The following is a 25,311-nucleotide window of genomic DNA, read 5'->3' as shown; positions in this document are numbered from 1 at the left end:
GAGTCAAATCTCCTTGGTCAGGCTGGGGCTGTGGTCGCTGTCACCGTTGTCATCGGCGGCGGACAGCGGACGGGCCGGCGTGCGTTTCTGGCCAGGCCCACCCTCGTTGGTTTCCTTGCCTTCGTCGATCTTCGGCCCTTTACGCACCAGGCGCATCATGTAGCCCAGACCGGCACCGAACAGCGCGAAATACACCACGACGAACAGGACCAGCGTGATGCTCATCTGCATGAAGCTGTGATTGGAGGACGCGTCTGCCGTGCGCATCAGGCCGTAGATCACCCACGGCTGACGGCCGATTTCAGTGGTGAACCAACCCGCGAGGATCGCGATCAGACCGGACGGCCCCATCCACAACGCCAGATACAGAAACGGTCGCGAGGTATACAGCTTGTCGCGTTTGCGCAGCCACAGGCTCCACAAACCGGTGAAGATCATCAGGAAGCCGAGCCCGACCATGATCCGGAACGACCAGAACACGATGGTCGAATTCGGTCGGTCTTCAGGCGGGAATTCCTTGAGCGCCGGGACCTGTTTGTCCAACGAGTGCGTGAGGATCAGGCTGCCCAGATACGGGATCTCTACCGCGAATTTGGTCCGTTCTTCTTTCATGTCCGGCCAGCCGAACAGGATCAGCGGGGTCGGCTCATCGCCGTGGTTTTCCCAGTGACCTTCGATCGCGGCGATTTTCGCCGGCTGATGCTTGAGCGTGTTGAGGCCGTGGAAGTCACCGATGACCGCCTGAATCGGCGCCACGATCAAGGCCATCCACATGGCCATCGAGAGCATGGTGCGGATCGCCGGATTGTCCTTGCCGCGCAGCAAATGCCAGGCCGCCGAAGAACCGACAAAGAAGGCAGTTGCGACAAACGCCGCCGTCGACATGTGTAACAGACGGTAAGGGAACGACGGGTTGAAAATCACCGCCAGCCAGTCCACCGGAATCACCTGGCCATTGACGATTTCGTAGCCTTGCGGTGTTTGCATCCAGCTGTTGGAAGCGAGAATCCAGAAGGTCGATATCAATGTGCCGATGGCGACCATGACCGTGGAAAAGAAGTGCAGATTGCGCCCGACCTTGTTCCAGCCGAACAGCATGACCCCGAGGAAGCCGGCTTCGAGGAAGAAAGCGGTGAGTACTTCGTATGTCAGCAGCGGCCCGGTCACGGAGCCGGCGAAGTCCGAGAAGCGGCTCCAGTTGGTGCCGAACTGATAGGCCATGACCAGCCCGGAGACCACGCCCATGCCGAAGTTGACCGCAAAGATCTTCGACCAGAAGTGGTACAGGTCGCGGTACGTGTCGTTATGGGTTTTCAGCCACAGACCTTCGAGCACCGCCAGGTAACTCGCCAGGCCAATGGTGATGGCGGGAAATAGAATGTGAAACGAAATGGTGAACGCGAACTGAATCCGGGCGAGATCAAGTGCCTCCAAACCGAACATAAGTCTTCCTCTGTCAGGTAATACCGGCTGAAGGCTTGTGGCCTACACCCACTGCCCCCACGGATATGGAGTGTGGCGAATTTGAATTCGTTCTTTTTTTACAAACATCACAACGTAGGGAGTCTGGCCATCTGGCCGCCGGATCAATTCCACGAGCGGTCTTGATCTGGATCAAGCAACGCTAAAAGAGTAGTCCCATTTTTGACGATGGACGGTGTGGTCTTTTGCCGCGTGACAGGTTGCCTCATACCGTCGCCGACAGCCCTGTAATTGAATGGACTCGCCCACGCCGAGGCGTCAATGCGCCACGGTGGCAGTCTAAACAGCCAACGACAGCGAGGGCGAGTCCATGAAAAAGCATACTTCGATTGATCAATCCTTGTCTTCTGCCGATTTATCGGCCTGCACTACCGTGGCGGTCGACCTGGCCAAGCATGTTTTCCAGCTCGCCGGCGAAGACGCCCTCGGCAAGGTGCATTATGAGCAGCGGATCAAGTCGCGCGAGGCGTTCTATGAGTTTCTCCGCCAGCTGCCGCCTCATGTCGTGGTCCTGATGGAGACCGGCCCGGGCGCTCAAGCTTGGGCCCGGCAGCTGCAGGATCAAGGCAACCTGGCGCGGATCCTTCCTGCCGGTCTGGTGGCCAAGCATCGCAGCGGCCCTAAAAATGATCGTAACGATGCGCTGGCAATCCTGCGTGCCGGTCGCGACGAAAAGATCTGCGCAGTGCCGGTCAAAAGTGTCGCAGCGCTGGCCATGCAGGCACTGCATCGCGCTCGTCAAGGTTACGTGCGTCGCCGCACCGCCGTGAGTAATCAGATGCGCGGCCTGCTGCTGGAGCACGGGATTGCGCTGGCACAGGGCGACGTCGCGATCAGCCAGAGAATCCCGCGGATATTGGAGGATGCCACCCAGCCGGTGCCTGCCCTGTTGCGCGAGCTGATCGACGAACTGCTGGCCGAGTGGCGCCATTTGGGCGAGCGCATCAACGTCCTGACGGGACGCCTGGAAGTGGCCGCGAACGCCGACAATACAGCCAAACGGTTGATGACCGTGCGCGGTATCGGCCCCATCACCGCTACGGCGCTGGTGGCCAAGGAAACCAAGCCGGAGCGCTTTGCCGATGCTCGCATGTTCGCCGCGTACTTCGGCATGGTCCCTGATCAGCACAGCAGCGGGAAGACGATTCAACTGGGGGACATGACCAAGCGAGGCGATAGCTATTTGCGCAGCCTGATGATCCAGGGTGCCCACGCGGTATTGCAGCAGTTGCGACCTGATTCCCAACAGCCCGACGACCGCCGTTTGTTGCGCTGGATGAGCCGATTGGGCCGCAAGGACGCGGCGGTCAGGTTGGCCAATCGCAACCTGCGCATCGTCTGGGTGCTGTTACAGAATGACCAGACTTATCGTCGCCAGCCCGCCGACGGCCAGCAAGCGACGATGAGCCACTGATCCACCGAGTTCTGCCACCGAGGTACCTACTGACCAACCTGTTGCTGAAAAAACATTGACCCCTGGTAAGACCGGCGTGGATAGATGCCTAAGCTGCTAGTGGCCTTCGAGGCCTGACTGTAATCGGCATGCCACGAGCTCTTCCAATTTTGGCCAGAAGCCGACGACGGCTTCCTCGAGTAGGCCTAATACATAGATGCAACGGGGCGGCAGTTTTTTTAAAAGCGGGTAGACAGTGGGGGCGAGTCCATACATAGCAGCTGCCGAAGGCTGCGTTCGGTTCGGGCCGCGTTCGGACGCAGCAGTCGCAAACCCGGCTGGCTCGAATTAACTGATACACCCACCGCGCCTGATTTCACGACTGCTGCGCAGCCGAACGCAGCCTTCGGCAGCTGCTACAAGGCTTATGAGCCCCGATCGGTGTCTAGCTAACGAAATTTCCCAGCCCTGCAACTTTTGGTTACAGCTTGGTGATAATCTCGCCCCACCCCTCGCTCAAGACCGGCCCTCAGATGCCCAGCCAAGCGCCCTTGCTGTTACGTCATCACCGCCCATTTATCGCGTTTTGGCTGGCTCGGGTGTTTACCGCCAGCGGTTTCCAGATGCTCACGGTGGCCATTGGCTGGAACCTCTACCAACTGACCGGCAATGTGCTCGATCTGGGTTTGGTCGGTCTGGTGGAGTTCGCCCCGCGGGTGCTGTTCATGCTGCACACCGGGCATGTCGCGGACCGCTATGACCGGCGCAAGGTCGCGGCTATTTGTCAGTCCCTGCAAGCATTGATTGCCCTGTCGCTGGCCATCGGCAGCGCGACCGACAATGTCACCCGGGAGATGATCTTCATCCTCGCGTTCCTGCTCGGTGCCGCCCGCTCCTTCGAGATGCCGACCACTCAGGCCCTGTTGCCGAGCATCGTGCCCAGCGCGCTGTTTCCCCGCGCCGTCGCCGCCGCCCAATCCGCACAGCAATCGGCGACTATCGTTGCCCCGGCCCTCGGTGGGTTGCTTTACGCCTTCGGCAGCGTCTGGGTCTACGGCCCGACGGTGATCCTCTACATCATCGCCTGCGTGCTGATGCTCAACCTGCCTGCACGGCAGACACCGCTGAGCAAGGGCAAGGCAACCCTGGATTCGCTGCTGGCGGGCATCCGTTTCATTCGCAGTCGTCCGGACATTCTCGGGGCGATTTCTCTGGATCTGTTTGCGGTACTGCTCGGTGGCGCGACGGCGTTGCTGCCGGTGTTCGCCAAGGACATTCTGCTGACCGGCCCTTGGGGCCTTGGCCTGCTCCGTTCAGCGCCGGCAGTCGGTGCGCTGCTGATGTCGCTGTACCTGGCGAGATTTGCCGTAGAGCGCAAAGTCGGACGGGTCATGTTCACCGCGGTGGGTGTCTTCGGCGTCGCGACCATTGCGTTCGGCCTGTCGACCTCGTTCTGGTTTTCCCTGGCGGTGTTGGTGGTGTTGGGCGCGGCGGACATGATCAGCATGGTGATCCGCGCCTCCTTCGTGCAACTGGAAACCCCGGATGAAATGCGCGGCCGGGTCAGTGCCGTGAACGGTCTGTTCATCGGCGCTTCGAACCAGTTGGGCGAGTTTGAATCAGGCTTGACCGCCCATTGGTTCGGCACCGTGCCAGCGGTGGTCATGGGCGGTATTGGTACGTTGGTGGTGACCGGAGCGTGGATCAAACTGTTCCCGACCCTGGCTAACCGCGACCGCATGCATGTGCCGGTGGAAGAAGTGAAGGTATAGAGCAGTTGCCAATCACACTTTTGCCGAGCGGGTGCAATACATAGATAGTGCAGCTGGTGTAATGTATCGCCTTACACTTATCCCATGATCAAATCCTTTCAGCACAAAGGCCTTCGTGGCTTCTATGAAACAGGTTCGACTCGTGGGATCCGCGCAGACCATGCGAAGCGTCTGTCTCGAATGCTTCAGTTCATGGACCGCGCAACGCTACCTGGCGATCTGGACCTTCCGGGATGGCGATTACACCCACTCAAGGGAGAGATGAGCAAATATTGGTCACTGAGCGTTTCGGGGAACTGGCGAGTTATTTTTCGTTTCATCGGTTCAGACATCGAACTGGTCGACTATCTGGACTACCACTGACAGGAGGCAGGACATGCCCATGCACAACCCGCCACACCCTGGCGAAACCCTTTTGATGGATGTATTGCCTGAACTTGGTATCAGCGTCACAGAGCTGGCCCGGCACCTGCGATTTGCGCGCCCGCATCTATCGCGAGTGCTGCATGGCCACGCGCCGATCAGTCCTGATTTGGCGGTGCGCCTGGAGCGGGCCGGAATTGGCAAGGCCAGAATGTGGCTAGGTGTTCAGACTGACTACGATCTCTGGCAAGCAGAGCAGCGAGAGCAACCGGTCATCGAACCCATTGCCGTCCACGCCTGACACTCTCTAGACCACCATCTCCCCCGCCACCGCCGCTCGCGTGGCTTTGCCGCAGAGTTGTTCCACCAGTGTCAGGGCGAATTGCAACGCCGCCCCGGAACCCTGCGCGGTGATGCAGTTGCCATCGACCACCACCGGTTGATCGACGAAGTTGCACCCCAACAGTTGATGGCTGGCCGAGGGCAGGCAAGTCATGCGTCGCTGACGCAGTACGCCAAAGGCTTGCAGCGCCAGCGCCGGGGCCTCGGCGATGCCGGCGAACAGGCGCCCGGCCGCCACCTGGTCCTTGATCAATTGTTGCAGGGGTTGATGCGCAGCCAGATGTTGCGCCCCTACGTCACCACCGGGCAGGACGATCAGATCGAACGGCTGGGCCAGCACGTCTACCAGCATCGCATCGGACGTCACTCGGGTGCCGCGCGCGCAGGTGAGCATGCGCCGCCCTTCGATGCTGGCCACCACCACTTCAACCTTGGCACGGCGCAGCACATCGATCAGGGTCATTGCTTGCAGGTCATCGATGCCCTCGGCGAGGGTAATCAGAGCTCTAAAGGTCATGGGCGCAGTCCACAGGATGATCTTTAAAGCGTAGTCAGCTTTCCTGCGCCTTGTTCGAACCGGCCGTTACTTGATGTAAAGCTGCGTCGACAGCGTATTGCCGGGCGCGTTGATCGAGGTGTTACTGAAGGTGAACGTGCCTTCCTGTTTACCCGTCAGATCGAAGACATACAGATAGCCGACGGTTTTTTTCCCGACTGTGCACTCAGTCAGGTTGCCATTATCAAAAGCACAGACCGGGGTCCGAGTGCCGTTCACCTCAAAACCATCCAGCCCGACATGCGCGCTACGACCGTAACCGACTTCCAGCACGTAGACCTTGATGTTCGGTCCGCTGTGATTGCAGCGGGTCTGCGCCTGCCCCTCGGCAATATCTTCAAAACCACAGCCCGGCGATTCGACCTTGAGTACCTTCACCTGACTCAACGGCGCCGCCGATGCAGCCGAAGCGGTGTGTGCCCCCAGGAACAAGGCGATCGCCATTGCGAATACGGCAATCAGGCGTTTATTCATGCAATACATAAGTACCCCCCAAAACCAGCGCGCAGTATGGCGCACTTGGCTTTACCGCAAAACATCGACGACGATCGCAGCCATAAGCAGCCATAGCCCCACGCTGCTGGTATGATGCGCGGCTTTTTCCGACCTACAGAAATTACCAGGCGCCTGCAGCGGTCTGTGCTTTGCTGTTGAGGTCGATACATTCACGGCGCCTGGCGCGCCACGGGGAGCAGACATGCTGGAAAGGCTGTTTCAACTCAAGGCACATAACACCAACGTGCGGACCGAGATTCTGGCGGGCTTCACGACCTTTTTGGCCATGGCCTACATTCTGTTCGTCAACCCGAGCATCCTCGGCGAGACCGGCATGGACAAGGGCGCGGTGTTTGTCGCCACGTGTCTGGCAGCTGCCATCGGCTCCACGGTAATGGGCCTGATCGCCAACTACCCGATCGCTCTCGCGCCGGGCATGGGCTTGAATGCCTTCTTTACCTACACCGTGGTCCTGCACATGGGCCACACCTGGCAAGTAGCACTGGGTGCGGTGTTCATCTCGGCGGTGATGTTTTTTCTGTTGTCGATCTTCCGCATCCGCGAATGGATCATCAACAGCATTCCGCTGGCGCTGCGCTCGGCGATTGCCGCCGGTATCGGCCTGTTCCTGGCCCTGATTGCCCTGCACAACGCCGGCATCGTGGTGAGCAACCCGGCAACCATGGTCGGTCTCGGCGATTTGAAACAACCCGCCCCGATCCTCGCGACCCTCGGCTTTGCCCTGATTGTGGCGCTCGAAGCGCTTAAAGTGCGCGGCGCGGTACTGATCGGCATTCTGGCCGTGACCATCGCTTCGATCGTGATGGGCTTCACCCCCTTCGCCGGCGTAATGTCGATGCCACCGTCCCTGGCCCCGACCTTCCTGCAACTGGACATTATGGGCGCCCTGGACATCGGTCTGGTCAGCGTGATCTTCGCTTTCCTGTTCGTCGACCTGTTCGACAACTCCGGCACCCTGATCGGCGTCGCCAAGCGCGCCGGCCTGATGGGCAAGGACGGCCACATGCCGAAAATGGGCCGCGCCCTGATCGCCGACAGTACCGCGGCCATGGCCGGTTCGCTGCTGGGCACCTCGACCACCACCAGCTACATCGAATCCGCAGCTGGCGTGAGTGCCGGTGGCCGCACCGGCCTGACCGCCGTTGTCGTAGCGATTCTGTTCCTGTTGGCGCTGTTTTTCTCGCCATTGGCGGCCAGTGTTCCAGCCTTCGCTACCGCACCTGCACTGCTGTTCGTCGCGGTATTAATGACATCCGGCCTGGCCGAAATAGACTGGGACGACATCACCGTCGCCGCACCGGTCGTGGTCACTGCTCTGGCCATGCCGTTCACTTATTCCATCGCCAACGGCATCGCCTTCGGTTTCATCTCCTGGACCGCAATCAAGTTGCTGTCCGGCCGCGGCCGTGAGCTGAACTCGGCACTGGTGATTCTGTCGATTCTGTTTGTGATCAAGTTGGGTTGGTTCAACGCATGACTTTTGATTCCCAGGCTTACGCCGTTCAGCTCGAAGAGAAGGTCACGCGCCTGCGTGACCTGTTGGCCCCGTTCGGTGCGCCAGAACCTGCGGTATTCGACTCGCCGCTGAAAAACTTCCGCCTGCGCGCCGAGTTCCGCCTTTGGCGCGAAGCCGGTGAGCGTCACTACGCGATGTTTTCCCAGGAAGACAAACGCACGCCGATCCTGATCGAAGAATTCCCGATTGCCAGCCTGCGCATCAACGAGTTGATGCCGCAGCTGAAAGCGGCATGGCAAGCCAGTGCGGCCCTGAGCCACAAGCTGTTCCAGGTGGAGTTCCTGACCACCCTGGCCGGCGATGCGATGATCACGCTGTGCTATCACCGCCCGCTGGACGAGCACTGGCACGTGGCGGCGTCGAAACTGGCAGCTGACCTGAACGTCAGCGTCATCGGCCGCTCCAAGGGCAAACGCGAAGTGATCGGCCTCGATTACGTGGTCGAGCAGATGGACGTCGGCGGTCGCACCTTCAGCTATCGCCAGCCGGAAGGCGCGTTCACCCAGCCCAACGGCACCGTGAACCAGAAGATGCTCAACTGGGCTTACGACTCACTCGGCGATCGCTCCGACGATTTGCTGGAGCTGTATTGCGGCAACGGCAACTTCACCTTGCCGCTCGCGACGCGCGTGCGCAAAGTGCTGGCCACCGAAATCAGCAAGGCGTCGGTCAACGCCGCGCTGAGCAACCTCAGCGAAAATGCGGTGGATAACGTCACCCTGGTGCGCTTGTCCGCCGAGGAGCTGACCGAAGCCCTGAACGAAGTTCGTCCTTTCCGTCGTCTGCACGGTATCGATCTGAAGAGCTACGAGTTCGGTAGCGTCTTCGTCGATCCGCCTCGTGCTGGCATGGATCCGGATACCTGCGAGCTGACCCGTCGCTTCGACAACATCCTCTATATCTCCTGCAACCCGGAAACCCTGGCGGCCAACATCGCCCAGTTGCACGACACCCACCGCATCACCCGATGCGCAATGTTCGACCAGTTCCCGTGGACCCACCACATGGAATCCGGGGTGTTGTTGACCCGCCGGTAATTGCCGACGCCAGATACAAATCAGCCGTCATCACGACGGCTTTTTTGTGCGTGCTTAAACGGTGATATCTGTCTTGCGCGGACGCCCGCCCTTACGGCCATTCGCCCGCGCAGCCTCTGCTTTGGCGGCGCTGCTTTGGCGACCATTACGCGAGGCGATGACCGACGCGGCCATATCCATCAGCGGCTTGCTGGCCGAAACCATCCCGGCGATGGAGACCTGCAGATCCTTGCCCTCGTGGCAAAGGGCTGTCCCGGAAAAGCCGACTTTCAGGTCTGCGAAATCCTCGACGTCGAAATCATCGAACTCCGGATAGTGCTGCACGGGCAACAGCACGCCACTGCCATCAATGAAATTGACCGCCAGGCACGGTTCCACAAAGGTCACCGAAGTCGCCCGCAAACCACCTTTGTGGCGCACTTGGCCACGTTGGATGGCTTCATCCAGCGCGGCTTCGGTTACGGGCCGATCCACCAACATTTTTGCTGTTATCGTTTTCATAGTTCGATCTCCACGCCCTCCGGAACGCCCATCAGCGCCAGTAGGGTCTTGTTCGTCTCGGGCTCATAGCAAGCCGAGCCAATCATGCAGCTCGTACTGGCGACCCTTTTTACCACCACGACTTCGCTGGTTTGCCAGTCCCATATCTGATGATCGAGGCAGACCGTGTGCAGCTTGTCCCACCAGATACACCGAGCGCGGCGCAAATGAGCGGGTTGTCCGAGCGCGTGACGCAACCCTTCCAGCTCCGCCACAGGTGGCCTGCGAGAATGAGGAACCACGTCCCACAGCTCGACACTGTTGTGCCAGAAGCTGAATTTGAAGCGCGCACTCCAGGTTCCGGCATCCACATGTGCATGCGGCGGGCAGTGCTCATCGCGCAACATGATCACCATTGAAAACCCTTTGTAGCTGAATAATCTCATGCTAACCCATCCGTTAGGTTAATGAGCCCGAAGACCCGACATTCCCTGGAAAATCCGATAACTGGCGCTGTGAATTATCACTGCGACTTTTGAGACTAGCGCCAAGGTTCAGCTCGGGCCGGCGGATAACACCGCAAAATGGTAAGCAATCCTTTCCTCGCGTCTAAAAAAAAGCCGTCCCGAGGACGGCTGTCCTGGCTTGTCAGGAAATCAACCCGACTGGTTTTTTCGATACTCGGTGGTGGTGATGCCCGCATACCCCCAGTTATCCGTGTCGACTTCCTCGATCACAATGTGGGTCAGCTCCGGAGGCTTACCGAGGACGCGCTTCAAGGTGTCGGTGATTTCGGCGATGACCTGGGCCTTCTGCTCCCGGGTTACACCATCGCGAGTAATACGTACGCTGACGAAAGGCATGCTGGTTCTCCTGCTTGCTGGTTAAGAAAGGTTTAGTGCTTGCCGCTGCTCATCACGAACTCACTGTATCTGTGTGCATGCATCTGATAAATACGACTCACACACTTCATTTGATCCCCGGTGTCATCAATCATGCAGCGACAATTCGACGATCTTCAACTGGGCAGCATCGAACTGTTTTGTCTGGCAGCCGAAGCTGGCAGCTTTACCGCCGCCGCGCTGGTGGCTGGCGTGACGCCGGCAGCCGTGAGTCGCTCGGTGTCGCGCATGGAGGAACGCCTGGGCGTGCGGTTGTTCGCCCGCACCACCCGCAGCGTCAAACTGACCGACAGTGGTCGGCGGTATTACGAGGAATGTCGCCAGGCGCTGGCGCAACTGGTCGAGGCCCAGCGAGAGGTTATGGGCCAGCAGCAACAGCCGTCCGGCACCTTGCGCATCAGCATTCCCACCACCTATGCCCATCACCGGATTCTGCCGTTGTTGCCGGCATTTCGGGCTCGCTTTCCGGCGGTGAAGGTCGAGTCGCACATCAGCAATCGCAACATCGATTTCGTCGGCGAAGGCTATGACATGGCGATCCGCGTGCGGGCGATTCCGGATTCCGGCCTGATCGCCCGACACTTGGAAGACGCCGCGCTGGTGATGATTGCCAGTCCTGACTACCTCAAGCATGCGGGCATTCCACAGACGCTCGATGATCTCAAACAGCACGAGTGCATCCAGTACGAATTGCCCAGCAGCGGTCGGCGGATTGCCTGGCTGTTCAACGACAATGGCGAGCATCGGGAGATTCTGGCCGAGGGCAATCTCAGTTGTTCCGACGACGTGCTGGGCGGCGTGACCCTGGCCAAACACGGGGCGGGACTGTTTCAGACCTATCGCTTCATCGTCGAAAACGAACTGGCCGATGGCTCGCTGGTGGAAGTGCTCAAGCCTTATGGCGGACGCTCGCGACCGTTCACCCTGCTCTACCCGCAAACTCGCCATATGCCGCTGCGATTAAGGGCATTCATCGATTTTCTGGTGGAGCATCTGCCTCGCTGAAAAGCCGAAACTGTCCGATCACCGCACACATTAACCCTGAGAACCGCCTCTTCAATTGACCAAATTAACCAGCTAGTACAATTTATCTCCACCGGCTGAAACCCTCGGCCAATGCCAAAAACAAAAAGTGGAGAAACTCCGATGCCCCCTATCGTTCTGGTGCTCAACGGCCCGAATCTGAACCTGCTCGGCACCCGTGAACCGGCGACTTACGGCCACGAAACCCTGGCCGACATCTCAGCGATGTGCGGTCGTGCCGCCGAAGAGTTCGGCCTGGCGGTTGAGTTTCGCCAGACCAACCATGAAGGCGAACTGCTCGACTGGATTCACGCCGCGCGCGGCCGTTGCGCCGGGATCGTCATCAACCCGGCCGCCTGGACCCACACCTCGGTCGCGATCCGCGATGCGTTGGTCGCCAGCGAATTGCCGGTGATCGAAGTCCACCTGTCCAACGTTCATGCCCGCGAGCCCTTCCGCCACCACTCTTTTGTGTCGGCCATTGCCACGGCGGTGATGGCCGGATTCGGCAGCCACGGCTATCGCCTGGCACTGGAGCATTTCAGCCAACGTTTGAAGGGGTGAACACCGTGACTCAGACCAAAGCTGTACTGGCAGGGCTGATCGGTGCCGGCATCCAGGCTTCTCGCACCCCGGCCTTGCACGAGCATGAAGGCGATGCACAGGGTTTGCGCTACCTCTATCGTCTGATCGATCTGGACCCGTTGAAACTCGACAGCGACGCCCTGCCCGACCTGTTGATGGCCGCCGAGCGGATGAACTTCACCGGACTGAATATCACCTTTCCGTGCAAGCAGACGATCATCCCGCTGCTCGACGAGTTGTCACCAGAATCCCGAGGCATTGGGGCGGTGAACACGGTCGTGCTGAAGGACGGCAAACGCATCGGCCACAACACCGATTGCCTGGGTTTCGCTGAGGGCTTTCGTCGTGGCTTGAAGGGCGTTGCCCTTGAGCGCGTCGTACAAATGGGCGCTGGTGGCGCTGGCGCGGCAGTGGCCCATGCCCTATTGAGTGAAGGCGTACACCAACTGAGCATTTTCGATGTGGAAATCAGCCGCGCCCAGAGCCTGGCGGACAATCTCAATCAACATTTCGGCGTCGGCCGGGCTGTGGCGGGCCATGACTTGCCGAGCACCCTGGCCCAGGCTGACGGTCTGGTAAACACCACTCCGATGGGCATGAAAAAACTGCCGGGCATGCCAGTGCCGGTGGAGCTGCTGAGAGGTGAATTGTGGGTGGCGGAGATCGTTTACTTCCCGCTGGAAACCGAACTGCTGCGCAATGCCCGCGCGTTGGGTTGCCGAACGCTGGATGGCGGCAACATGGCTGTGTTTCAGGCGGTGAAGGCGTTTGAATTGTTCAGCGGCGTGGTGCCTGATGCGCAGCGGATGCTCGAGCATTTTCAGAGCATGAATGGTTAAACATCAAAAGATTGAATCAGGCCTGCAGATATCGCAAAACCGACTCGCAAATCATCTCGCGATGACGCTGCTTGATGCTATCGCTCGGCAAGTCGACCTGAAAGATCTCACCGAGGGTATGGCGGTTCGACACGCGATAGAAGCAGAACGAACTAATTAACAGATGCACATCCAATGGCTCGAGCCCCGCGCGGAACACGCCCTCCTCAGCACCGCGACGCAAAATCTCGCCCAGTGAATCGAGGATGGTGTTGTTCATCGCCTTGATCGCACCGGAGCGCTTCACGTATTCAGCGTTGTGAATGTTCTCGATGCTGACAATCCGCACAAAGTCGACATTGTGATCATGGTGGTCGAAAGTGAATTCCACCAGCCGCCGAATCGCTTCCACCGGTGCCAGCTCAGTCAGATGCAGACGGTTTTCGGTGCTGCGGATATCGCCGTAGAGTTTCTCCAGCACCTCGACATAGAGCTGTTCCTTACTGCCGAAGTAGTAATAGATCATGCGTTTTGAGGTGTGGATGCGCTCGGCAATCGCATCGACGCGAGCGCCCGAAAGCCCCTGCTGGACGAACTCGACTATCGCCTCTTGAAGGATATTCTCGCGGGTCTTTTCCGGGTTGTTCTTGCGACTCTTGCGCGGCTCGACAATCGGCTCGTCGGGCGCTGCGGAGAGATCTGAAGTTATCGTCATTGCGGGCTCACGGCCATCACTGCACAGGTTGGCGATTATGGGCCGCGCCGCACAGTGAAGGAAGCCGCGCGGCGGCGGTTTGTACCCGTGTTTACGATTTTCCTACAACTTTGCCTGACGTACGGCGCCGCTTCGAGACTTGGCCATGGCCGCCAGTCGCACCGCGACGTTGGCGGCGCCGTAACCTGCGTAACCGTTCTTGCGCTGGATAATTTCAAAGAAGAACCGCCCTTCAAACGGCTCGGTGTACACGTGAAACAGCTCGCCACCCTGGGCATCACGGTCGTAGAGCACGTTGTAATAGGCCAGTTCACTGAGGAACTCGTCGTCGAAATCGAACCGCGCGGCGAGGTCATCGTAGTAATTGAGCGGGATATCCAGCAGCGGTACGCCCGCCTCTTTGGCCCGGCTGACTTCGGCAAAGATGTCGTCGCAATCAAAGGCGATGTGATGCACGCCGGAACCGCGATAACTCGACAATGCATGTGAGATCGCGGTGTTGCGGTTCTCGGAAATGTTCAGCGGCAAGCGGATCGAACTGTCCCGGCTGCGCAGCGCCCGACTCTTTACCAGACCGTACGGGTCAGGCAGCACCACTTCATCGTCGGCTTCGAAATCCAGCAGGCTTTTATAGAACAGCACCCAACTGTCGAGGCTGTCGGCCGGCAGCGCCATGGCCATGTGGTCGATGCGCTTGAGGCCGCCGCTGGCCGCGGCGGCGGGTTGCAGATTGAAGTCGGTGCCGTAGACGTCGGCGTCCTGGTCCACCAGATAAATCAGACTGCCATCCGGCGCGCGCACGGCAGCGAGCTCCAGCTCATTGGGGCCGACCAGCCCGCGATACGGCTGACCTTTATAGGCCACGGCCCGGGCCAGCGCACTGGCGCTGTCCTTGACCCGCACGGCGGTGGCGCACAGCGAGGGGCCGTGAGCTTCGAAAAAACTGTGGGCGAACGAGTAAGGCTCGGAGTTGAGGATCAGGTTGATATCACCCTGCCGCAGCAGGCTGACGCTCTTGGAACGATGTTGTCCTGCTTTGACGAAACCCAGCCGCTCCAGCCAATGCGACAGCTTGGCGCCAAGGCTCTCGTCCACGGCGAACTCGAGAAATTCAATGCCGTTGTACTCGCTGGCCGGGGGCGTCTCGAACAGAATGTCGACAGTGGCCGGTGGCGTGGCTTCTTGCGCCAGACGCTCGCGGGTTTTCTCTTCCAGGTACAGCAACGAGCGCAAACCGTCGGCGGCATTGGCCCGTGGCGGCGCGGCGCGGAAGCCGTCGTTGAAGATCTCCAGCGACAACGGCCCGGTGTAACCGCTCTTGATGATCGGCGCGAGGAAACCCGGCAGATCGAATTCGCCCTGGCCCGGGAAACAGCGGAAATGCCGGCTCCACTCCAGCACGTCCATGGCCAGGATCGGCGCGTCGGCCATTTGCACGAAGAAAATCTTGTCGCCGGGAATCTCGGCAATCGCGCTCGGATCACCCTTGAGGGACAGCGTGTGGAAGCTGTCCAGCAACACGCCGAGGTTGGGGTGATCGGCCTGACGGACGATGTTCCATACCTGTTGATAAGTGTTCACGTGGCGGCCCCAGGCCAGCGCTTCATAGCCGATCCGCAAACCACGGGTACCGGCGTGTTCGGCCAGCAGGCGCAAGTCGTCGATCAGAATCTGTTCGTCACCGATGGCGTCGGCCGAGGCGTTGCTGCACACCAGCACCAGGTTCGTGCCCAGTTCCTGCATCAGGTCGAACTTGCGCTCGGCCCGCTCCAGGTTGCGCGGCAGGCGGTCGCGGCGGCAGCCCTCAAAATCACGGAAGGGTTGAAACAGCGTGATCGCGATCCCGAGATCGGCGCACATCTGTTTGATTTCCCGCGGACTGCCGTCGTAGTAGAGAAGGTCATTCTCGAAAATCTCCACCCCGTCGAAACCGGCGGCGGCGATGGCTTCAAGTTTTTCCGGCAGGGTACCGCTCAAGGAAACGGTGGCAATGGAACGCTGCATATTTCGACTCCCGGTGGTGGAGACAATCTTGTTATCGACATCGCACGCTTCGTGTAGGAGCACGGCTTGCCGGCGATGGCGATCTCGAGGGCGCCATCGCCGGCAAGCCGTGCTCCTACAGGGACCGCGTTTTTGTTGAAGTGAATTATTGGCTGCAAGATCCCGCACAGCAATCCAAAGTGTACTATCCGGTTAGTTTTGCGTGCGATTATCGAACACAATGGCCCTTGGCGAATTGACGATTTTTCGTCCACTGCGCAACATCGACACCACATTGGGTCCCGTCATCAACCACGGGCCTCGGTTACCAAAGACCCAGAACACCACATAAAAATAATCGGTGGCCTACATGACTCCTTCTCAAAGCTCTCCCGTGGAGCGCTCCTCCATGACTCCTGCCACTGGCGGCATCGGCGACAAGATCCGCGGCGCGATGGCGGTCGGCAAAACCCGTTGGGGCATGCTGGCGCTGGTGTTCTTCGCCACCACCCTGAACTACATCGACCGCGCCGCACTGGGCGTGATGCAGCCTATCCTCGCCAAGGAAATGAGCTGGACGGCGATGGACTACGCCAACATCAACTTCTGGTTCCAGGTCGGCTACGCCATCGGTTTCGTGCTGCAAGGCCGGTTGATCGACCGGGTCGGCGTCAAGCGCGTGTTCTTCTTCGCCGTGCTGCTCTGGAGCCTGGCGACCGGCGCCCATGGCCTGGCCACTTCGGCCGTCGGCTTCATGGTCTGCCGATTCATTCTGGGGCTGACGGAAGCCGCCAACTACCCGGCATGCGTGAAGACCACCCGGTTGTGGTTCCCGGCCGGCGAACGCGCCGTGGCCACCGGGATCTTCAACGCCGGGACCAACGTCGGTGCGATGTTCACCCCTATGTTGTTGCCGCTGATCCTGCATGTCTGGGGCTGGCAGGCCGCGTTCCTGTGCATGGCGTCACTGGGCGGGATCTGGTTGCTGTTCTGGGGTTTGAAGTACTTCAACCCGGAAGATCACCCGAGCGTTAAACAATCGGAACTGGATTACATCCAGCAGGAAGTAGAGCCGGAACAATCCCGCGTACCGTTCTTTAAAATCCTGCGCATGCGTGGCACCTGGGCCTTCGCCCTGGCTTACTCGATCACCGCGCCGGTGTTCTGGTTCTACCTCTACTGGCTGCCGCCGTTCCTCAATCAGCAATACAACCTTGGAATCAACGTGACCCAGATGGGTATCCCGCTGATCATCATCTACCTCACAGCCGATTTCGGCAGCGTCGGCGGCGGGATCCTGTCCTCGTTCCTGATCGGCCGCGGGGTCAACCCGATCAAGGCGCGGCTGATGTCCATGTTCCTGTTCGCCTGCTGCATCATCGGCGTGATCATGGCTGCCGGATCAAGCAACCTGTGGGTCGCCGTGTTCGCCATCTCCCTGGCCATCGGTGCGCACCAGGCCTGGACCGCGAACATCTGGAGCCTGGTGATGGACTACACGCCTAAACACATGATGAGTACGGTGTTTGGCTTCGGTGGCATGTGCGCGGCCATCGGCGGGATGTTCATGACCCAGTTGGTCGGCCACATTCTGACGATCACCAATAACAACTACACCGTGCTGTTCACCATGATTCCGGCGATGTACTTCATCGCGTTGATCTGGATGTACTTCATGGCACCGCGCAAGATTCCGACCGTCACCCCGTAACCCCCCTCCCCCGGCAGGCCTGATTCCAGGCCTGCCCTGCTGCTCTCACCGACGACTCTGCTGCCAGGCGGCTGCCAACCCGCTGCAACAAATCACCGCGATCCCGACCACCGTGGTCAGGGTCGGCGTGTGAGAAAACAGCAACCAGCCCAGCAAACCGGCAAAGACAATCTGGCAATAACCGAACGGCGCCAACAACGCGGGGGCGGCGTGGCGGAAGGCTTGCGTCAGAAACAGGTGAGCCGTCATCCCGCAGGCACCCAGCGCCACCATCATGAATCCATGGCCCAGGCTGGGGACTTGCCAGAAGAAAGGCACCAGCGCACTCATCACCAACGTGTTGCACAGGCCGGCGAAGAAGTTGCTGGTGGTCGGGCTGTCGATGTTGCTGAGCTTGCGGGTGAGCAACTGATAGAAGCAGAAAAACAGCGCCGAGCAGAGCGGCAGCAACACTGCTGGGGTAAAGAGCTCCCCCCCGGGATGGACGATGGTCAACACCCCGATGAATCCGCAAATCACCGCAATCCACTGGCCACGCGTGACGTGCTCGCGCAGCAGTGGCACCGACAGCGCAGTCACCAGAACCGGCGCGAGAAAGTTGACCGCCGTGGCTTCGGCCAAGGGGATGTACTGCAAGCCAGTGGTGAAAAACAGACTGGTGCCCAACAGACACAACGCCCGCAGCAGCTGAAGTAACGGCCGTTTGGTTCGTAGGACACCCAGCCCGGATTGCGGCAGAAAAATCCCGGCCATCAGTAAGGTATGAACCACATACCGAGCCCAGACCACCATGACGATCGGGTAGAAGCCAGAGAGGTATTTCGACAAGGCGTCGTGACTGGAAAACAGAAAGGTCGCAACGACGATCAGCAGAATCCCTTTGAAGGGTTGGTTTACGCCGGAGAGCGGAGTGCTGACGGTCATTTGATATCCCTTGTGTTTTGCATCAACTACTACGTCGCTCGTTACGGGCCTGGCGCAGAATCGCGGCCATGTCCATCGGTCGAGGCCCGGCAACGTCGCACAGCTGGACATACCGTAACCGTGACGGGGCAACTCTGGCCAGAGCTTCCAGCCGTAAACCCGAACGGTCGAAGTGAGAACGCTGATCGCCGGTTTGCCCAAGCGCGAGCGCCAGGTCAATCCAGACTTTGCGCCAGTGTGGGATGCGTTCGACCGGTGATTCCCTCGAAGCAGGCCGTCGCCTGTTCGATAAAAACCCGTCGCCTGAAGGAATTAGATGGGTTGTCCGTGTTCAATACGAGTCAGGAAGACTCCCGGCCGGCCACCACAGGTTGCCGGGAAGGCTGCTGTGCGTAACAAAAGATGGACGACCGGACTGGCGCCGCTCCCACTCAGCAGCAACACTCATCCCCACGGACAATCAGAGGATTCCCACATGCTATGGAAAAAAGGCCGACGCAGCGACAACGTGGTCGATGCCCGTGGTGATAGTGTCGGCGGCGGTGGCGGAATGCGCTTTGGTGGCGGCAAGGGCCTGAGCCTGACGGCGATTATCTTGATCGTCGGGATCGGCTGGATCACCGGCCAGGACCCGCTGCAAATCCTCGGGCAACTGACCGGTCAGATGAGCGAGCAGACGGCACCGGCACCGACTCAAACTCGCAAGGCACCGCCGGCCACTGATGAAGGAGCCGAGTTCGTGCGCTCGATCCTCGGCGATACCGAAGACACCTGGCGTCAGATTTTCCAGCAGGCCAGTCGTCAATATAAGGACCCGACCCTGGTGCTGTTCAGCAACCGCGTCAATTCGGCTTGCGGCCTGGCGACATCGGCGACCGGTCCGTTCTATTGCCCGGCGGACCAGAAGGTCTACCTGGACATGAGTTTCTTCCAGGAAATGTCCCAACGTTTTTCCGCCGCAGGCGACTTCGCTCAGGCCTACGTGATCGCTCACGAAATCGGACACCATGTGCAGACCTTGCTCGGTGTTTCGGCGAAGATTCAGACCGCCCGCCAACAGGGCCGTCAGATGGAAGGCGACAGTGGTTTGCTGGTACGCCAGGAACTGCAGGCCGATTGCCTGGCCGGAGTCTGGGCCAACAATGCGCAGAAACGGCTGAACTGGCTGGAACCCGGTGACATCGAAGAAGCCTTGAACGCCGCCAATGCCATCGGCGATGACCGCTTGCAACAGCAGGGTCAGGGACGCGTGGTGCCGGACTCGTTTACTCATGGTACGTCGGCGCAAAGGGTGCGCTGGTTCAAAATCGGATTCGCGCAAGGCCAGGTCGGCCAGTGCGATACCTTTGCAGCGAAAAACCTATAAATGAACAAGTGGCTGTTAGCTCTACTGATTACCTGCGCAAGCGCCCAGGCTGCCGAGCATGCGGTCAAGGAAGTCAGCCCCGGACGCCTGCTGCTGACCGCAGGTGAAATCGCGGTGGGCATCGGTCCGGCGCCGAAAAAAATCGAACGCGTGCTGATCATCATCCATGGTCGATTGCGCAATGCCGACACCTATCGCCAGAGCGCCATGCACGCGGCCGAACAGGCCGGGCAAAGCGCGAGCACCTTGGTGCTCGCCCCACAATTTCTCAATGAAACCGACGTCGCGGCCCATCCCGTGGCTGACAGCGTATTGCGCTGGCAGGGCAATGACTGGATGGCGGGCGGTTTATCCACCGCTCCGTTTTCCATGAGCTCCTACGCGGCGCTCGACGAAATCATCACCCGAATCGGCGATCGAAAACAGTTTCCGGATGTGAAGCAGATTGTCATCGCCGGCCATTCCGGTGGCGCTCAGGTGGTGCAGCGATACGCGTTGCTGGGCCACGATCAGCCAGCGCTCAAGGCCGCCGACATTCAGGTGCGTTACGTCATTGCCAACCCGTCGTCTTATGCGTACTTCGATGAACGACGGCCAGTGGCGTTCAGCCACGCCGGTTGCCCGAATTTCAATCGCTGGAAATATGGACTGGCGAATTTGCCCGCCTATGCCGAAGGGCAAACCGCCAAGCAGTTGAAGGAAAACTACGTCAGACGCGATGTCGTTTACCTACTCGGGCAGCAGGACAACGACCCGAAGCAGCCGGCGCTGGATAAAAGCTGTGAGGCCCAAGCACAGGGAACCAATCGATTGGCTCGAGGGCGCTATTATTTTGCTTATCTGAAGCGGCTGCAGCCTCAAGGTTTGAATCAGCAACTGATTGAAGTGCCCGGGGTCGGGCATGACGGGGATGGGATGTTTAACTCGCCGCAGGGGCAGAAGGCGTTGTTCGGTCAGTGAGTTGTGAGGCGTCTGACCTGACGCCATCGCGGGCAAGCCTTGCTCCTACGGGTCCGCGGTGTAAGTGCAATCGCGTGCACACTACAATCCCGTAGGAGCAAGGCTTGCCCGCGAAGGGGCCCTCAAGCCGACAACATTTCCCGCAACACCACGCAATCCGCGGCATGCCAATCGGTCAATTCCGGCCAGGGATTATCCGGCAGGTTCACCAACACCGTCCGCGCCCCTGCCGCCCGACCGCAATCCAGATCAAAGCGGTAGTCACCGACCATCACCATCTCACTGGCGGGGACATTCCACGCCTGGGCCAACTTCAACAAACCACCGGGATGCGGTTTTGGCGGTGCTTCATCGCGGCCCAGCACATCCTCCACCGCGAAGCAGTCGGCCAGGCCGATCGCCTCCAGCGTGACGTGCGCCAGTTCGCGAGCATTGCGCGTGAGAATGCCCAGGCGATAACCGCGCCCGGCCAGCTCACGCACCAGTTCTACCGCGCCCGGCGCCGCTTTCGAACCGAGCGCCAGGTCTCGTTCGTGTTCCAGCAACCACGCATGTTTGGCGGCGGCTTCATCGGCCGGCAGCGCGGCGAGGTGGGTCAGGATGTCGTGTTCGGCAGGAATCGCCAACGCCACGCGGATCGCCGCGAAGTCATGCACGGCCACCGTCAGGGTGCCGTCCATGTCGAACACCCAGTGCCGCACCTCAGCCAGGCTCATGCCCAATCCTTGCGGTGACGAATCAAACCTTCCTGAGTGACCGACGCCACCAGTTGCCCGGCGCGGTTGAACACGCTGCCACGGGAGAAACCGCGCGAGTTGCCCGCCCAAGGGCTGTCCATCGCGTAGAGCAACCAGTCATCGGCACGTAGATCCTGATGGAACCACAGCGCGTGATCGAGGCTGGCGACCTGCATGTCTTTCTGCCAGACCGATTTGCCATGGGGCTGCATCGACGTGGTCAGCAGGCCGAAATCCGAGGCGTAGGCCAGCAGGTATTTATGCAGCGCCGGGGAGTCGGCCAAGGCACCGTCGGCGCGAAACCAGACGTATTTGATCGGATCGGACGGCTGCGGGTTGTACGGATCTTTCTCAGTGATCGGGCGGAACTCGATCGGTTTCGGGCACAGAAATTTTTCGCGCATGTGCTCGGGGATCAGGTGTGCGCGCTGCTGAGTGAGTTCCAGCTCCGACGGCAGGTTCTCCGGGCCGACCACAACCGGCATCTCGGCCTGATGCTGGAAGCCTTCTTCGTCGTACTGGAACGACGCACTGCAGGTGAAAATCGGGTTGCCCTTCTGGATCGCCGTCACTCGACGCGTGCTGAAACTGCCACCGTCGCGCACCCGATCAACCTGATAAACCACAGGCAACGCGGAATCGCCGGGACGCAGGAAATAGCCGTGCATCGAATGCACGTGGCGCGCTTCTTCGACCGTCTGACTGGCCGCCGACAGGGACTGACCAATCACCTGACCACCGAACAGCTGACGAAAACCCAGGTCCTGGCTGCGGCCACGGAACAGGTTTTCTTCGATTGGTTCCAGGGTCAGCAGGTCAACCAGATCATCCAACACTTGGCTCATTCAGACTCTCCTCACACAACGCATGCCGCGCAGTCTTGGCTGCGACGGTCGATTCAATTTCTGGCCAGGGCCCACGGGAGCCATTGTAAACGTCCGTGCCGGCTTATCCATGCAAGGTTTGCAGCCATTGTTCACGGGTGATGCGGTACAGCGCATGGTGACGCAGGGGATGATCGTCCGCGAGCATCGGGTGGTCGAAATCATCGGCTGAATCATGGTGCATGCCGATTGCCTGCATGACTTTCTGCGACGGCGTGTTGGTTTCGGTGGTGAAGGACACGACCTCTTTCAGCGCCAACCGGTCAAACCCGCAGCGCAGAGCGGTCCACGCCGCTTCACTGGCGTAGCCAAGGCCCCAGTGCTCGCGGGCCAGGCGCCAGCCGATTTCGGTGGCCGGGGTAAAACGCGCGTCGAAGCCGACCTCTGCGAGTCCGGTAAAACCGATAAATGCCCCGGTGTCCTTGCGTTCCAGCGCCCAGAGACCGAAACCATGCTCGGCAAAATGGCCACGAATCCGTCCGATCAGCGAGGCACTTTCCAGCCGACTCAAGGGCGCCGGGAAATATCGCATCACCTGTGGATCGGCGCACATCGCCGCAAACTCCGGCAAATCGTCATCGCGCCACTGCCGCAACAGCAGTCGCGCGCTCTCGAGTTCCAGTATCGGTTCCATCATGCCCCCCGTTCCCATGCCGCAAGTCTACATCGCTGGTAGGATCCTTCACTCATTCCTGCCGACCGTCCTGTATAAATCAGCCATGCCCCTGCCCTTGATCTACCACGAAGACTACAGTCCCGAGTTCCCGGCGGATCACCGCTTCCCCATGGACAAGTTTCGCCTGCTGCGCGATCACCTGGTGGACAGCGGACTGACCCGCGACGCCGACCTGCTGCGCCCCGACCTCTGCCCGCCAGAGATTCTCGCCCTCGCACATGACCCTGCGTATATCGAACGCTACATGAGCGGCGAGTTGTCCCGCGAAGACCAGCGACGCCTCGGCCTGCCGTGGAGCGAAGCCCTGGCCCGACGCACAGTACGTGCGGTTGGCGGCTCGCTGCTGGCCGCCGAACAGGCGCTGGAACATGGTTTGGCCTGTCACTTGGCCGGCGGCACTCATCACGCGCATTACGACCATCCCGCCGGGTTCTGCATCTTCAATGACCTGGCCGTGATCAGCCATTTCCTGCTGGAAAGCGGTCGTGTGAATCGGGTGCTGATCTTCGACTGCGATGTGCATCAGGGCGACGGGACTGCACGGATCCTGCACAACACCCCGGAAGCGGTGACCGTTTCCCTGCATTGCGAAAAGAACTTTCCTGCACGCAAAGCCGAAAGTGACTGGGACATTCCACTGCCCAAAGGCATGGGCGACGCCGATTACCTGAAGGTGGTGGACGATGCGCTGAATTATTTGCTGCCGCTCTACCAACCTGACCTGGTGTTGTACGACGCTGGCGTCGATGTGCATAAAGATGACGCGCTCGGCTACCTGAAGCTGACAGACGAAGGCGTCGCCGCCAGGGATGAAAGTGTTATGCGCCATTGCCTGGGCCGGGATATTCCAGTGGTCGGGGTGATCGGCGGCGGCTACAGCAAGGACCGCCAGGCGCTGGCGCGCCGTCATGGGATCCTGCATCACAGCGCGCAACGGGTCTGGCAGTCATCAGGTTGTCATTGAGGTGTGAGTCTTTACCCACAATGCCTGTGGAACTGCCTGTGGATAACCTGAGTGAAAGGTCCTACAGACCATGAGGGGCATAGGTTACAACTCGGTGGTTATTTTTTAACCACATTCAAAAGCATCAATCATCCCTGTGGGAGCGAGCCTGCTCCGGGCGGCGTTCCGACGATAGCGATTTAACAATCAACATTGATGTCGACTGACCCGCCGCTTTCGCGAGCAGGCTCGCTCCCACAGCGGACTGGGCTGGTAGAATGCCCGGCTTATTCCACCAAACCGCAGCGCACTCCATGACTCAGCCTTCGACAACTTCCTCTTCTCACGTTGCCATCATCGGCGGCGGCCCCGCCGGTTTGATGGCGGCCGAAGTGCTGAGCCAGGCGGGGATCAAGGTCGATCTGTACGACGGCATGCCTTCGGTGGGGCGAAAATTCCTGCTGGCCGGTGTGGGAGGCATGAACATCACCCATTCCGAAGCCTACCCGGCATTTCTCTCACGCTACGCCGAACGCGCGCCGCAGATTGCGCCGCTATTGCGGTCATTTGGCGCTGATGCGCTGTGCCAATGGATTCATGACCTGGGCATCGAAACCTTTGTCGGCAGTTCCGGCCGAGTCTTTCCTACAGACATGAAAGCCGCCCCTCTGTTGCGCGCCTGGCTCAAACGTCTGCGAGACAGCGGCGTTGTTATCCACACCCGTCACCGCTGGCTCGGCTGGGATGACAGCGGTGGATTGCGTATCGACAGCCCCGAAGGCGAAAAAACCGTCAAGCCTGACGCAACCTTGCTGGCCCTGGGTGGCGGCAGCTGGTCGCGGCTCGGCTCGGACGGCGCCTGGATGCTGCCACTGGAACAACGCGGCGTAGGACTCGCGCCGCTGCAACCGAGTAATTGCGGCTTTGAGGTGCAGGCCTGGAGCGAGTTGATGGTCAGCAAATTCGCTGGCGCACCGCTGAAAAACATCGCCATCGGCCTCAATGACGACGTGCCGCGGCTCGGGGAATGTGTGATCACGGCAACCGGGATTGAAGGCAGTTTGATCTACGCCTTGTCGGCGCCGATCCGCGAAGCTATCAACCTGCACGGCTCGGCGAGCATTCATCTCGACCTGTTGCCGGGTAAGCCTGTGGATAAAGTTCAGGCAGCGCTGAGCAAACCGCGCGGTTCACGCTCCATGGCTAAACACCTGCACAGCCAGCTCGGGGTCGATGGTGTGAAAGCGGCGTTGCTGCGCGAACTCACTCCGGCGGAATGCTTCACTGATCCGGCGCTGCTGGCCAAAGCGATCAAAGCGCTGCCACTGACACTGGTGAAAACCCGTCCACTGGACGAGGCCATCAGCACTGCGGGTGGCGTGATGTTCGAGTCGATGGATGAGCGTTTGATGCTCAAGCAACTGCCTGGCGTGTTTTGCGCGGGGGAAATGCTGGATTGGGAAGCGCCGACGGGCGGCTATCTGCTGACGGCTTGTTTCGCCAGTGGGCGAGCGGCAGGGTTGGGGATGGTGGAGTGGTTGAAGCGAATGGCGTGATTTGTTGGCCACACGTACTTCTACAGCCTTCAATATCCACCCCTCATCGGAGCGCCGCCCGCCCATCCCTC

At 59.9% G+C, this 25,311-nt stretch carries 26 protein-coding genes and 2 pseudogenes; 15 read left to right on the top strand and 13 right to left on the bottom strand.

What is annotated here, in order from left to right; genetic code table 11:
* Positions 1 to 3: 3 nt before the first annotated feature.
* A complete protein-coding gene (locus ACYZUA_RS06440) occupies positions 4 to 1,443 on the bottom strand; it encodes a cytochrome ubiquinol oxidase subunit I (protein ID WP_461962451.1) in 1,440 nt (479 codons plus the stop codon).
* Between the two features lie 349 nt (positions 1,444 to 1,792).
* On the opposite strand from ACYZUA_RS06440, the gene ACYZUA_RS06435 reads away from it, so the two are divergent.
* From ACYZUA_RS06435 to ACYZUA_RS06420, 4 genes are all read left to right on the top strand, one after another.
* Positions 1,793 to 2,896, top strand: coding sequence for an IS110 family RNA-guided transposase (locus ACYZUA_RS06435; RefSeq protein WP_461959558.1), 1,104 nt, complete (start codon positions 1,793 to 1,795; stop codon positions 2,894 to 2,896).
* Positions 2,897 to 3,408: 512 nt separating this feature from the next.
* A complete protein-coding gene (locus ACYZUA_RS06430) occupies positions 3,409 to 4,647 on the top strand; it encodes an MFS transporter (RefSeq protein ID WP_461962450.1) in 1,239 nt (412 codons plus the stop codon).
* Between the two features lie 84 nt (positions 4,648 to 4,731).
* A complete protein-coding gene (locus ACYZUA_RS06425) occupies positions 4,732 to 5,010 on the top strand; it encodes a type II toxin-antitoxin system RelE/ParE family toxin (RefSeq protein WP_461962449.1) in 279 nt (92 codons plus the stop codon).
* 13 nt (positions 5,011 to 5,023) lie between these two features.
* Entirely contained in the window at positions 5,024 to 5,311 is a 288-nt protein-coding gene (locus tag ACYZUA_RS06420) for a HigA family addiction module antitoxin (protein ID WP_283181760.1), read from the top strand.
* 6 nt (positions 5,312 to 5,317) lie between these two features.
* On the opposite strand, the gene ACYZUA_RS06415 is transcribed toward ACYZUA_RS06420, so the two are convergent.
* A complete protein-coding gene (locus ACYZUA_RS06415) occupies positions 5,318 to 5,869 on the bottom strand; it encodes a DJ-1 family glyoxalase III (protein ID WP_461962448.1) in 552 nt (183 codons plus the stop codon).
* A gap of 66 nt (positions 5,870 to 5,935) precedes the next feature.
* The gene (locus ACYZUA_RS06410) at positions 5,936 to 6,391 is read right to left on the bottom strand and encodes a DUF4879 domain-containing protein (protein ID WP_461962447.1); all 456 of its coding nucleotides are present in this window, start codon (positions 6,389 to 6,391) and stop codon (positions 5,936 to 5,938) included.
* A gap of 214 nt (positions 6,392 to 6,605) precedes the next feature.
* Between ACYZUA_RS06410 and ACYZUA_RS06405 the strand changes: the two genes are divergently transcribed.
* The gene (locus ACYZUA_RS06405; RefSeq protein ID WP_461962446.1) at positions 6,606 to 7,901 is read left to right on the top strand and encodes an NCS2 family permease; all 1,296 of its coding nucleotides are present in this window, start codon (positions 6,606 to 6,608) and stop codon (positions 7,899 to 7,901) included.
* Positions 7,898 to 8,977 (top strand): tRNA (uridine(54)-C5)-methyltransferase TrmA, encoded by a 1,080-nt coding sequence (gene trmA, locus ACYZUA_RS06400; RefSeq protein ID WP_461962445.1) that lies wholly within the window; start codon positions 7,898 to 7,900, stop codon positions 8,975 to 8,977. Before ACYZUA_RS06405 ends, trmA begins: the two co-directional genes overlap by 4 nt.
* A gap of 54 nt (positions 8,978 to 9,031) precedes the next feature.
* Here trmA and ACYZUA_RS06395 read toward each other — a convergent pair whose 3' ends face one another.
* From ACYZUA_RS06395 to ACYZUA_RS06385, 3 genes are all read right to left on the bottom strand, one after another.
* Complete coding sequence (locus ACYZUA_RS06395) at positions 9,032 to 9,478, bottom strand: DUF2442 domain-containing protein (protein ID WP_461962444.1); 447 nt, start codon at positions 9,476 to 9,478, stop codon at positions 9,032 to 9,034.
* Positions 9,475 to 9,903 carry a DUF4160 domain-containing protein gene (locus tag ACYZUA_RS06390; RefSeq protein WP_461962443.1) on the bottom strand — a complete coding sequence of 143 codons (429 nt, stop codon included), beginning with the start codon at positions 9,901 to 9,903 and terminating at the stop codon, positions 9,475 to 9,477. The genes ACYZUA_RS06395 and ACYZUA_RS06390 overlap by 4 nt, the downstream gene beginning before the upstream one ends.
* 210 nt (positions 9,904 to 10,113) lie before the next feature.
* Positions 10,114 to 10,320 carry a tautomerase family protein gene (locus tag ACYZUA_RS06385; protein ID WP_123367741.1) on the bottom strand — a complete coding sequence of 69 codons (207 nt, stop codon included), beginning with the start codon at positions 10,318 to 10,320 and terminating at the stop codon, positions 10,114 to 10,116.
* A 132-nt stretch (positions 10,321 to 10,452) separates the two neighbouring features.
* On the opposite strand from ACYZUA_RS06385, the gene ACYZUA_RS06380 reads away from it, so the two are divergent.
* From ACYZUA_RS06380 to ACYZUA_RS06370, 3 genes are all read left to right on the top strand, one after another.
* Positions 10,453 to 11,364, top strand: coding sequence for a LysR family transcriptional regulator (locus ACYZUA_RS06380; protein WP_461962442.1), 912 nt, complete (start codon positions 10,453 to 10,455; stop codon positions 11,362 to 11,364).
* Between the two features lie 141 nt (positions 11,365 to 11,505).
* On the top strand, positions 11,506 to 11,946 hold the full coding sequence (gene aroQ, locus ACYZUA_RS06375) for a type II 3-dehydroquinate dehydratase (RefSeq protein WP_129441025.1): 441 nt from the start codon (positions 11,506 to 11,508) through the stop codon (positions 11,944 to 11,946).
* Positions 11,947 to 11,951: 5 nt separating this feature from the next.
* Positions 11,952 to 12,806: a shikimate dehydrogenase gene (locus tag ACYZUA_RS06370; RefSeq protein ID WP_461962441.1), complete on the top strand. Its 855-nt coding sequence runs from the start codon at positions 11,952 to 11,954 to the stop codon at positions 12,804 to 12,806.
* A 16-nt stretch (positions 12,807 to 12,822) separates the two neighbouring features.
* On the opposite strand, the gene ACYZUA_RS06365 is transcribed toward ACYZUA_RS06370, so the two are convergent.
* Together ACYZUA_RS06365 and quiC are read right to left on the bottom strand one after the other, a co-directional pair.
* The gene (locus ACYZUA_RS06365; RefSeq protein WP_461962440.1) at positions 12,823 to 13,500 is read right to left on the bottom strand and encodes a TetR/AcrR family transcriptional regulator; all 678 of its coding nucleotides are present in this window, start codon (positions 13,498 to 13,500) and stop codon (positions 12,823 to 12,825) included.
* 102 nt (positions 13,501 to 13,602) lie between these two features.
* Positions 13,603 to 15,504: a 3-dehydroshikimate dehydratase QuiC gene (quiC, locus tag ACYZUA_RS06360; RefSeq protein WP_461962439.1), complete on the bottom strand. Its 1,902-nt coding sequence runs from the start codon at positions 15,502 to 15,504 to the stop codon at positions 13,603 to 13,605.
* A 388-nt stretch (positions 15,505 to 15,892) separates the two neighbouring features.
* Here quiC and ACYZUA_RS06355 point away from each other — a divergent pair, with 388 nt between their 5' ends.
* A complete protein-coding gene (locus tag ACYZUA_RS06355) occupies positions 15,893 to 17,194 on the top strand; it encodes an MFS transporter (RefSeq protein ID WP_461962438.1) in 1,302 nt (433 codons plus the stop codon).
* Between the two features lie 45 nt (positions 17,195 to 17,239).
* Here the strand turns inward: ACYZUA_RS06355 and ACYZUA_RS06350 are convergent, their stop codons facing one another.
* Together ACYZUA_RS06350 and ACYZUA_RS06345 are read right to left on the bottom strand one after the other, a co-directional pair.
* The gene (locus tag ACYZUA_RS06350) at positions 17,240 to 18,118 is read right to left on the bottom strand and encodes a DMT family transporter (protein WP_461962437.1); all 879 of its coding nucleotides are present in this window, start codon (positions 18,116 to 18,118) and stop codon (positions 17,240 to 17,242) included.
* A gap of 31 nt (positions 18,119 to 18,149) precedes the next feature.
* Positions 18,150 to 18,293: pseudogene (locus ACYZUA_RS06345) on the bottom strand (sugar phosphate isomerase/epimerase); the annotation flags it as partial.
* On the opposite strand from ACYZUA_RS06345, the pseudogene ACYZUA_RS06340 reads away from it, so the two are divergent.
* The 3 genes and pseudogenes from ACYZUA_RS06340 to ACYZUA_RS06330 form a co-directional block, all read left to right on the top strand.
* Positions 18,288 to 18,377: pseudogene (locus ACYZUA_RS06340) on the top strand (aldo/keto reductase); the annotation flags it as partial. The pseudogenes ACYZUA_RS06345 and ACYZUA_RS06340 overlap by 6 nt on opposite strands.
* 216 nt (positions 18,378 to 18,593) lie before the next feature.
* On the top strand, positions 18,594 to 19,484 hold the full coding sequence (gene ypfJ / locus ACYZUA_RS06335; protein ID WP_461962436.1) for a KPN_02809 family neutral zinc metallopeptidase: 891 nt from the start codon (positions 18,594 to 18,596) through the stop codon (positions 19,482 to 19,484).
* Complete coding sequence (locus ACYZUA_RS06330; protein ID WP_461962435.1) at positions 19,485 to 20,444, top strand: alpha/beta fold hydrolase; 960 nt, start codon at positions 19,485 to 19,487, stop codon at positions 20,442 to 20,444.
* A 122-nt stretch (positions 20,445 to 20,566) separates the two neighbouring features.
* Here the strand turns inward: ACYZUA_RS06330 and ACYZUA_RS06325 are convergent, their stop codons facing one another.
* From ACYZUA_RS06325 to ACYZUA_RS06315, 3 genes are all read right to left on the bottom strand, one after another.
* Positions 20,567 to 21,160 carry an HAD family hydrolase gene (locus tag ACYZUA_RS06325; RefSeq protein WP_461962434.1) on the bottom strand — a complete coding sequence of 198 codons (594 nt, stop codon included), beginning with the start codon at positions 21,158 to 21,160 and terminating at the stop codon, positions 20,567 to 20,569.
* The gene (tesB, locus tag ACYZUA_RS06320; RefSeq protein WP_008149206.1) at positions 21,157 to 22,026 is read right to left on the bottom strand and encodes an acyl-CoA thioesterase II; all 870 of its coding nucleotides are present in this window, start codon (positions 22,024 to 22,026) and stop codon (positions 21,157 to 21,159) included. The genes ACYZUA_RS06325 and tesB overlap by 4 nt, the downstream gene beginning before the upstream one ends.
* A gap of 103 nt (positions 22,027 to 22,129) precedes the next feature.
* The gene (locus tag ACYZUA_RS06315) at positions 22,130 to 22,699 is read right to left on the bottom strand and encodes a GNAT family N-acetyltransferase (protein ID WP_461963896.1); all 570 of its coding nucleotides are present in this window, start codon (positions 22,697 to 22,699) and stop codon (positions 22,130 to 22,132) included.
* An 85-nt stretch (positions 22,700 to 22,784) separates the two neighbouring features.
* Between ACYZUA_RS06315 and ACYZUA_RS06310 the strand changes: the two genes are divergently transcribed.
* Positions 22,785 to 23,705: a histone deacetylase family protein gene (locus tag ACYZUA_RS06310; protein ID WP_461962433.1), complete on the top strand. Its 921-nt coding sequence runs from the start codon at positions 22,785 to 22,787 to the stop codon at positions 23,703 to 23,705.
* A 293-nt stretch (positions 23,706 to 23,998) separates the two neighbouring features.
* Positions 23,999 to 25,240, top strand: coding sequence for a TIGR03862 family flavoprotein (locus ACYZUA_RS06305; RefSeq protein ID WP_461962432.1), 1,242 nt, complete (start codon positions 23,999 to 24,001; stop codon positions 25,238 to 25,240).
* Positions 25,241 to 25,311: the final 71 nt, after the last annotated feature.

The sequence above is a fragment of the Pseudomonas sp. LS2P72 genome (genome assembly GCF_054897865.1).
Note: the sequence above shows the minus strand (reverse complement) of the source record. Positions and strands in the feature narration are given on the sequence as shown.

What these genes read in the sequence shown, in the direction of transcription:
- aroQ (WP_129441025.1), top strand. Translation starts at nt 11,506, where the DNA reads ATGCCCCCTATCGTTCTGGTGCTCAACGGCCCGAATCTGAACCTGCTC.
- ACYZUA_RS06440 (WP_461962451.1), bottom strand. Translation starts at nt 1,443, where the DNA reads ATGTTCGGTTTGGAGGCACTTGATCTCGCCCGGATTCAGTTCGCGTTC.
- ACYZUA_RS06330 (WP_461962435.1), top strand. Translation starts at nt 19,485, where the DNA reads ATGAACAAGTGGCTGTTAGCTCTACTGATTACCTGCGCAAGCGCCCAG.
- ACYZUA_RS06415 (WP_461962448.1), bottom strand. Translation starts at nt 5,869, where the DNA reads ATGACCTTTAGAGCTCTGATTACCCTCGCCGAGGGCATCGATGACCTG.
- ACYZUA_RS06420 (WP_283181760.1), top strand. Translation starts at nt 5,024, where the DNA reads ATGCCCATGCACAACCCGCCACACCCTGGCGAAACCCTTTTGATGGAT.
- ACYZUA_RS06305 (WP_461962432.1), top strand. Translation starts at nt 23,999, where the DNA reads ATGACTCAGCCTTCGACAACTTCCTCTTCTCACGTTGCCATCATCGGC.
- ACYZUA_RS06310 (WP_461962433.1), top strand. Translation starts at nt 22,785, where the DNA reads ATGCCCCTGCCCTTGATCTACCACGAAGACTACAGTCCCGAGTTCCCG.
- ACYZUA_RS06385 (WP_123367741.1), bottom strand. Translation starts at nt 10,320, where the DNA reads ATGCCTTTCGTCAGCGTACGTATTACTCGCGATGGTGTAACCCGGGAG.
- ACYZUA_RS06350 (WP_461962437.1), bottom strand. Translation starts at nt 18,118, where the DNA reads ATGACCGTCAGCACTCCGCTCTCCGGCGTAAACCAACCCTTCAAAGGG.
- ACYZUA_RS06390 (WP_461962443.1), bottom strand. Translation starts at nt 9,903, where the DNA reads ATGAGATTATTCAGCTACAAAGGGTTTTCAATGGTGATCATGTTGCGC.
- ACYZUA_RS06435 (WP_461959558.1), top strand. Translation starts at nt 1,793, where the DNA reads ATGAAAAAGCATACTTCGATTGATCAATCCTTGTCTTCTGCCGATTTA.
- ACYZUA_RS06405 (WP_461962446.1), top strand. Translation starts at nt 6,606, where the DNA reads ATGCTGGAAAGGCTGTTTCAACTCAAGGCACATAACACCAACGTGCGG.
- quiC (WP_461962439.1), bottom strand. Translation starts at nt 15,504, where the DNA reads ATGCAGCGTTCCATTGCCACCGTTTCCTTGAGCGGTACCCTGCCGGAA.
- ACYZUA_RS06425 (WP_461962449.1), top strand. Translation starts at nt 4,732, where the DNA reads ATGATCAAATCCTTTCAGCACAAAGGCCTTCGTGGCTTCTATGAAACA.
- ACYZUA_RS06410 (WP_461962447.1), bottom strand. Translation starts at nt 6,391, where the DNA reads ATGTATTGCATGAATAAACGCCTGATTGCCGTATTCGCAATGGCGATC.
- trmA (WP_461962445.1), top strand. Translation starts at nt 7,898, where the DNA reads ATGACTTTTGATTCCCAGGCTTACGCCGTTCAGCTCGAAGAGAAGGTC.
- ypfJ (WP_461962436.1), top strand. Translation starts at nt 18,594, where the DNA reads ATGCTATGGAAAAAAGGCCGACGCAGCGACAACGTGGTCGATGCCCGT.
- ACYZUA_RS06365 (WP_461962440.1), bottom strand. Translation starts at nt 13,500, where the DNA reads ATGACGATAACTTCAGATCTCTCCGCAGCGCCCGACGAGCCGATTGTC.
- tesB (WP_008149206.1), bottom strand. Translation starts at nt 22,026, where the DNA reads ATGAGCCAAGTGTTGGATGATCTGGTTGACCTGCTGACCCTGGAACCA.
- ACYZUA_RS06395 (WP_461962444.1), bottom strand. Translation starts at nt 9,478, where the DNA reads ATGAAAACGATAACAGCAAAAATGTTGGTGGATCGGCCCGTAACCGAA.
- ACYZUA_RS06315 (WP_461963896.1), bottom strand. Translation starts at nt 22,699, where the DNA reads ATGGAACCGATACTGGAACTCGAGAGCGCGCGACTGCTGTTGCGGCAG.
- ACYZUA_RS06355 (WP_461962438.1), top strand. Translation starts at nt 15,893, where the DNA reads ATGACTCCTGCCACTGGCGGCATCGGCGACAAGATCCGCGGCGCGATG.
- ACYZUA_RS06380 (WP_461962442.1), top strand. Translation starts at nt 10,453, where the DNA reads ATGCAGCGACAATTCGACGATCTTCAACTGGGCAGCATCGAACTGTTT.
- ACYZUA_RS06430 (WP_461962450.1), top strand. Translation starts at nt 3,409, where the DNA reads ATGCCCAGCCAAGCGCCCTTGCTGTTACGTCATCACCGCCCATTTATC.
- ACYZUA_RS06325 (WP_461962434.1), bottom strand. Translation starts at nt 21,160, where the DNA reads ATGAGCCTGGCTGAGGTGCGGCACTGGGTGTTCGACATGGACGGCACC.